This window comes from Niveispirillum sp. SYP-B3756, from assembly GCF_009495745.1.
GTDB lineage: Bacteria > Pseudomonadota > Alphaproteobacteria > Azospirillales > Azospirillaceae > Niveispirillum.
In genome coordinates this window covers 1-3,748 of record NZ_WIDQ01000044.1, presented here as the reverse complement: position 1 = coordinate 3,748, position 3,748 = coordinate 1, and the positions used below count along the sequence as shown (strand labels likewise).

Below are 3,748 nucleotides of genomic sequence, written 5' to 3'. Positions count from 1 at the left end.
CGCGCTTCAACGCGTTCCCGAAGATCTTCTGAATACGCCTTGCCCATGATCCACCTCCGATAAAGATGAATCACATCCAGACCAAAAAGGGAATCCTTCGATTCCGCTTTCTCGCGCGATGCTCTAAATTTATGCAACACCAAACGAAATTGCCTGAATTGGAAATACTCGGAGCGGTTTTGGCATTTTACGCCCCCCCCGGTCGTCACATGCGTCGGCTCCAATGGCGTGGGTCGCGGCGGTCGTGGAAGCAGGCGACGATCTCCACTTCGCCCGCGAGGACGCGGAAGACCAGTCCGTAGGGAAAGCGGCGAAACCCAGCGCGGCGAATATCCCGTCGCACGGGGGGGAACTGATGCGGATTGTCGCGCAGGCGCTCCAGGAGACGCTCGAACTCATCGAGGAAGTGGGCAGCCAGCCCCTCGCGTATGCCCCCGTACCACGTTAGCGCCTCCTCCAGATCGGCCTCGGCCGGGGGCGTAAGGCGGACGCGCATTAGGCGTGGCGACGGCGAAGGTCGATCAGCGCCTCGAAGGCGTCCCGGCCTTCGCCTGGCTCGGCGTCCAGCATTACCAGGCGGCGGTCCAACTCGGCGATCTGGGCTTCAGTGAGCGGCACCGCGTCGTGGTCGATGCTGTCACAAAGCTCCGCTATCAGATCGAGCCGCTGATCTGTGGTGAGGTGGCTGAAATCTAGTGTCGGCATGCTTGGCGCTCCAGCTCGTCTCTACGTCCGCGGCACGGGTCGCCGCCGCACCGACGAGTGATAATCTGGGCCCGTGCCGACATTTCCGCAACATTCATGTCAACCGGCTTCAATTGCGTTTCCAGCAGCCAAAATGAAGGCGGCGGGCAAGGGGCGTGCGGGCGGCACCTGGACCGAGAGGGGTTGGAGAATTGCTCTTCCTCTCCGGGCTCTGCGGAATTACTGACCGGGTGCGACGCGTTGGGACCTGCGAAAGCCGGTCTCGTGGAAATAGAGATCGACTTGCCTTGAACTGATGTGGCGGAAGGCGCCGGCGCTGGTCAGGCGGACCCGGTTGTTGAAGACTTCAGGGGGGCCTGATACCAAGTCCCGGTGATTAGAACCCATGGGCCCATGATCGGGTACCGATGGACATGATGGTCCATGGTTGGCTGACGAGCCTGTTCCAGGCGTGGCAGCAATGGTCGAGGATATCGGCGTAGGACTTGAACACGCGGTTTGAGAGCCAATTATCGCGGACGAACTGCCAGATATTCTCGACAGGGTTCAATTCAGGACATTTGGGCGGCAGTGGCACGATGGTGATGTTTTCCGGGATCACAAGGTCCTGGGAAAGGTGCCATCCGGCTTGGTCGAGGAGCAGGACGGCATGCGCCCCTGGTGCCACTGCCTGTGCAATCTCGGCCAGATGCAGGGTCATGGCTTTGGTGTTGCAGGTGGGCAGGACGAGGCCGGCAGCCTTGCCCAGGGCTGGGCAGATGGCGCCGAACAGCCAGGCGGACCGGGTCCGTTGGTCATGGGGTGCCGATGGTCTGGTACCGCGTTTGGCCCATCGGCGGGTGATCTTGTTCTTCTGGCCGATGCGGGCCTCGTCCTGCCACCAGATTTCTACGGCTTTGCCGGCGGCTTCGTGGGCGGCGATTTCCGCCAGACGGGCGGGGAAGTTTTTTTGAATGCCTCCAGCGCCTTGCCATCCTGGGCATGGTGGCGCGGGCGGGCGGAGAGCTTGGCATAGCCCATGGCCTGCAATTCCCGGCTCAGCGTCTGCTTGCTGATCGACAACCGGTAGGTCTCGAATAGCCAGTGCATCAGGTCCACCAGCCGCCATCGCACGATCCCGTGCACCGCGGGGTCAGGTCCTTTCTCCAGCATCTTTGTCAGCGCCTGACGGTGAGTGTCCTTCAGGATCGACGGATTGCCAGGCGCCTTGCCCCTCAGCAGGCCATCAGGCCCCAGCACGTTGAAGGCCAGTACCCAGTCCCGCAGCGTCTGAAGCCCGACGCCACCGACACGGGCCGCCTCCGTTCGAGACCGGCCGTCGTAAATCTCCGCTACCGCAAGAAGACGCCGCGTCTGGTCGGCGTGCCGGGAAGCCTTCGCCAAGGCACGAACCTGCGCCGCCGTATAATCCGCCCGAAGCCCCACCGCTGCTGCCATTCCGTTCCTCCTGTCAATCGACAGGTTGAATCAGAACTCAGGCGCAACCGGAACCCCCAAAATGAGTCATCGTCACCAGGACTTGGTATGACACATGTTGTCCGGCCTCCCGTCGTTCGACAGCGCGGGCGGACTGTTTCGGTCTGACTGGCAATCCAACGCTAAGCGGACAATCCCCTTAAGCCAATCCGCCACGGTTCGGCTATTGTTCTATCAAGGCGGGTGCCGCCTCTACTTTCGTGTCCGGAACAAGGTAGCGCTGTGATAGTATTCAAATGCGTCGCGGTTGAACCGTCACAGAATTCCCGGTAGCCCTTTCCACAGGACCAACCGGAGAAACCCAAAGCGACGCTGCTTGCCGTTCCTTCTCGCCGCCCTTCTTGGCGCCTTGCCAACTGCGGCGAAGGAAACCAAGATCGCCACCTGGAACATGGGCTGGCTGACGCTGCGGGCGGACGAAATCAACGGACCCACTGTCGATCCGAAACGGGCCGTTTACCAGCGCACCGACGCCGATTTCGACAGGCTGAGGGCCTATGCGAAACAGCTGGACGCGGACATCGTGGCGCTGCAGGAAGTCGATACCACCGCCGCCGCCGCCAAGGTGTTCGACCCCGCAGAGTTCGATATCTTGTTGGCCGACGAGAAGGATTTCCAAAGGGCGGGCTGGGCGGTTCGGAAGACCGTCCGCTACACAAGGATGCCGGACCTGGTGGCGCTGGACCTGCTCGACGGCAAGCCTCGGTCCCTGAGGAAGGGCGTGGACGTCGTGTTCCACCTGCCTGGCGGCGATGTCCGTGGGCTGTCGGTCCACCTGAAGTCCGGCTGCTTCAGCTCTAAGAGCCAGAACGATGCCTGCCCGGTGATCGGCGAACAGATGCCGATCCTGTCGGCCTGGATCGACCAGCGCCAGGCCGAGGGGGCGTCGCTCCTGGTGGCCGGCGACTTCAACCGGCGGCTGAACGGGGCCGACCCGCTCTGGCAGGTCCTCGACAACGGCCCTGCCCCGCTGGCGCTGGTTACCGAAGGCAAGCCCAGTACCTGTTGGTCCGGCGAGTATCCCGACCTGATCGACCACTTGGTCCTGGGCGGCCCGGTGGCGGCCAAGGCGAAGCCCGACAGCGTTGGGATCCTGGTTTATGCAGAGACAGACCGGGCGGACAGGAAGCGCGTGTCCGACCACTGCCCGGTGTCGGTCGAGATCCGGTGAGGGGCCCTCCCCACATATCGACGGCCGCGACCTTGATGTTCATTGCCGCTATAGCGTCGTGGGTCGCAGGAGCGGCCTGCTTGGTCATATCGGCCTTCTGGATGGGGTCGGTGTTGTTCCCGGCGGGGATTGGCGGCGTGGTCGGGGGTTGGCTGCTTACCCAGCGCAGCATGGAACGGATCGCACGGGACAACGGAGTGGAAGTGGGTGATCGCTGAGAACTGGTGGAAGCTGGTCAAAAATTCCACGTCTCAGCGCCAACTGCCTGGCCTAGGCCGTAGACTCATAACGACTGACACCATAGCCTGACGGCGACGAGCTTTACGGCAGCTAGGAAGTTCTCGGGTTGTTTGTCGTATCGGGTGGCGATACCTCTGAACTGTTTGATCTTGTTGA

The 3,748-nt window shown here is 62.2% G+C and carries 4 protein-coding genes and 1 pseudogene; 1 reads left to right on the top strand and 4 read right to left on the bottom strand.

Features of this window, described 5'->3' with window-relative positions:
• Positions 1-205: 205 nt before the first annotated feature.
• The 3 genes from GE253_RS25595 to GE253_RS25585 all read right to left on the bottom strand — a co-directional run bounded on the left by GE253_RS25595 (position 206) and on the right by GE253_RS25585 (position 2,142).
• Positions 206-496 (bottom strand): type II toxin-antitoxin system RelE/ParE family toxin, encoded by a 291-nt coding sequence (locus GE253_RS25595; RefSeq protein ID WP_153206976.1) that lies wholly within the window; start codon positions 494-496, stop codon positions 206-208.
• A complete protein-coding gene (locus GE253_RS25590) occupies positions 496-705 on the bottom strand; it encodes an addiction module protein (protein WP_153206975.1) in 210 nt (69 codons plus the stop codon). Before GE253_RS25590 ends, GE253_RS25595 begins: the two co-directional genes overlap by 1 nt.
• A gap of 376 nt (positions 706-1,081) precedes the next feature.
• Positions 1,082-2,142 (bottom strand): IS630 family transposase gene (locus GE253_RS25585; RefSeq protein ID WP_153206974.1). Its coding sequence is split into 2 segments (ribosomal slippage): positions 1,082-1,650 and positions 1,650-2,142, totalling 1,062 coding nucleotides; the frame shifts between segments, so codons are not numbered across the junction.
• A gap of 355 nt (positions 2,143-2,497) precedes the next feature.
• On the opposite strand from GE253_RS25585, the gene GE253_RS25580 reads away from it, so the two are divergent.
• Positions 2,498-3,352: an endonuclease/exonuclease/phosphatase family protein gene (locus GE253_RS25580; RefSeq protein WP_153206973.1), complete on the top strand. Its 855-nt coding sequence runs from the start codon at positions 2,498-2,500 to the stop codon at positions 3,350-3,352.
• 283 nt (positions 3,353-3,635) lie between these two features.
• On the opposite strand, the pseudogene GE253_RS25575 reads toward GE253_RS25580, so the two are convergent.
• A pseudogene (locus GE253_RS25575) lies at positions 3,636-3,748 on the bottom strand (IS5/IS1182 family transposase); the annotation flags it as partial.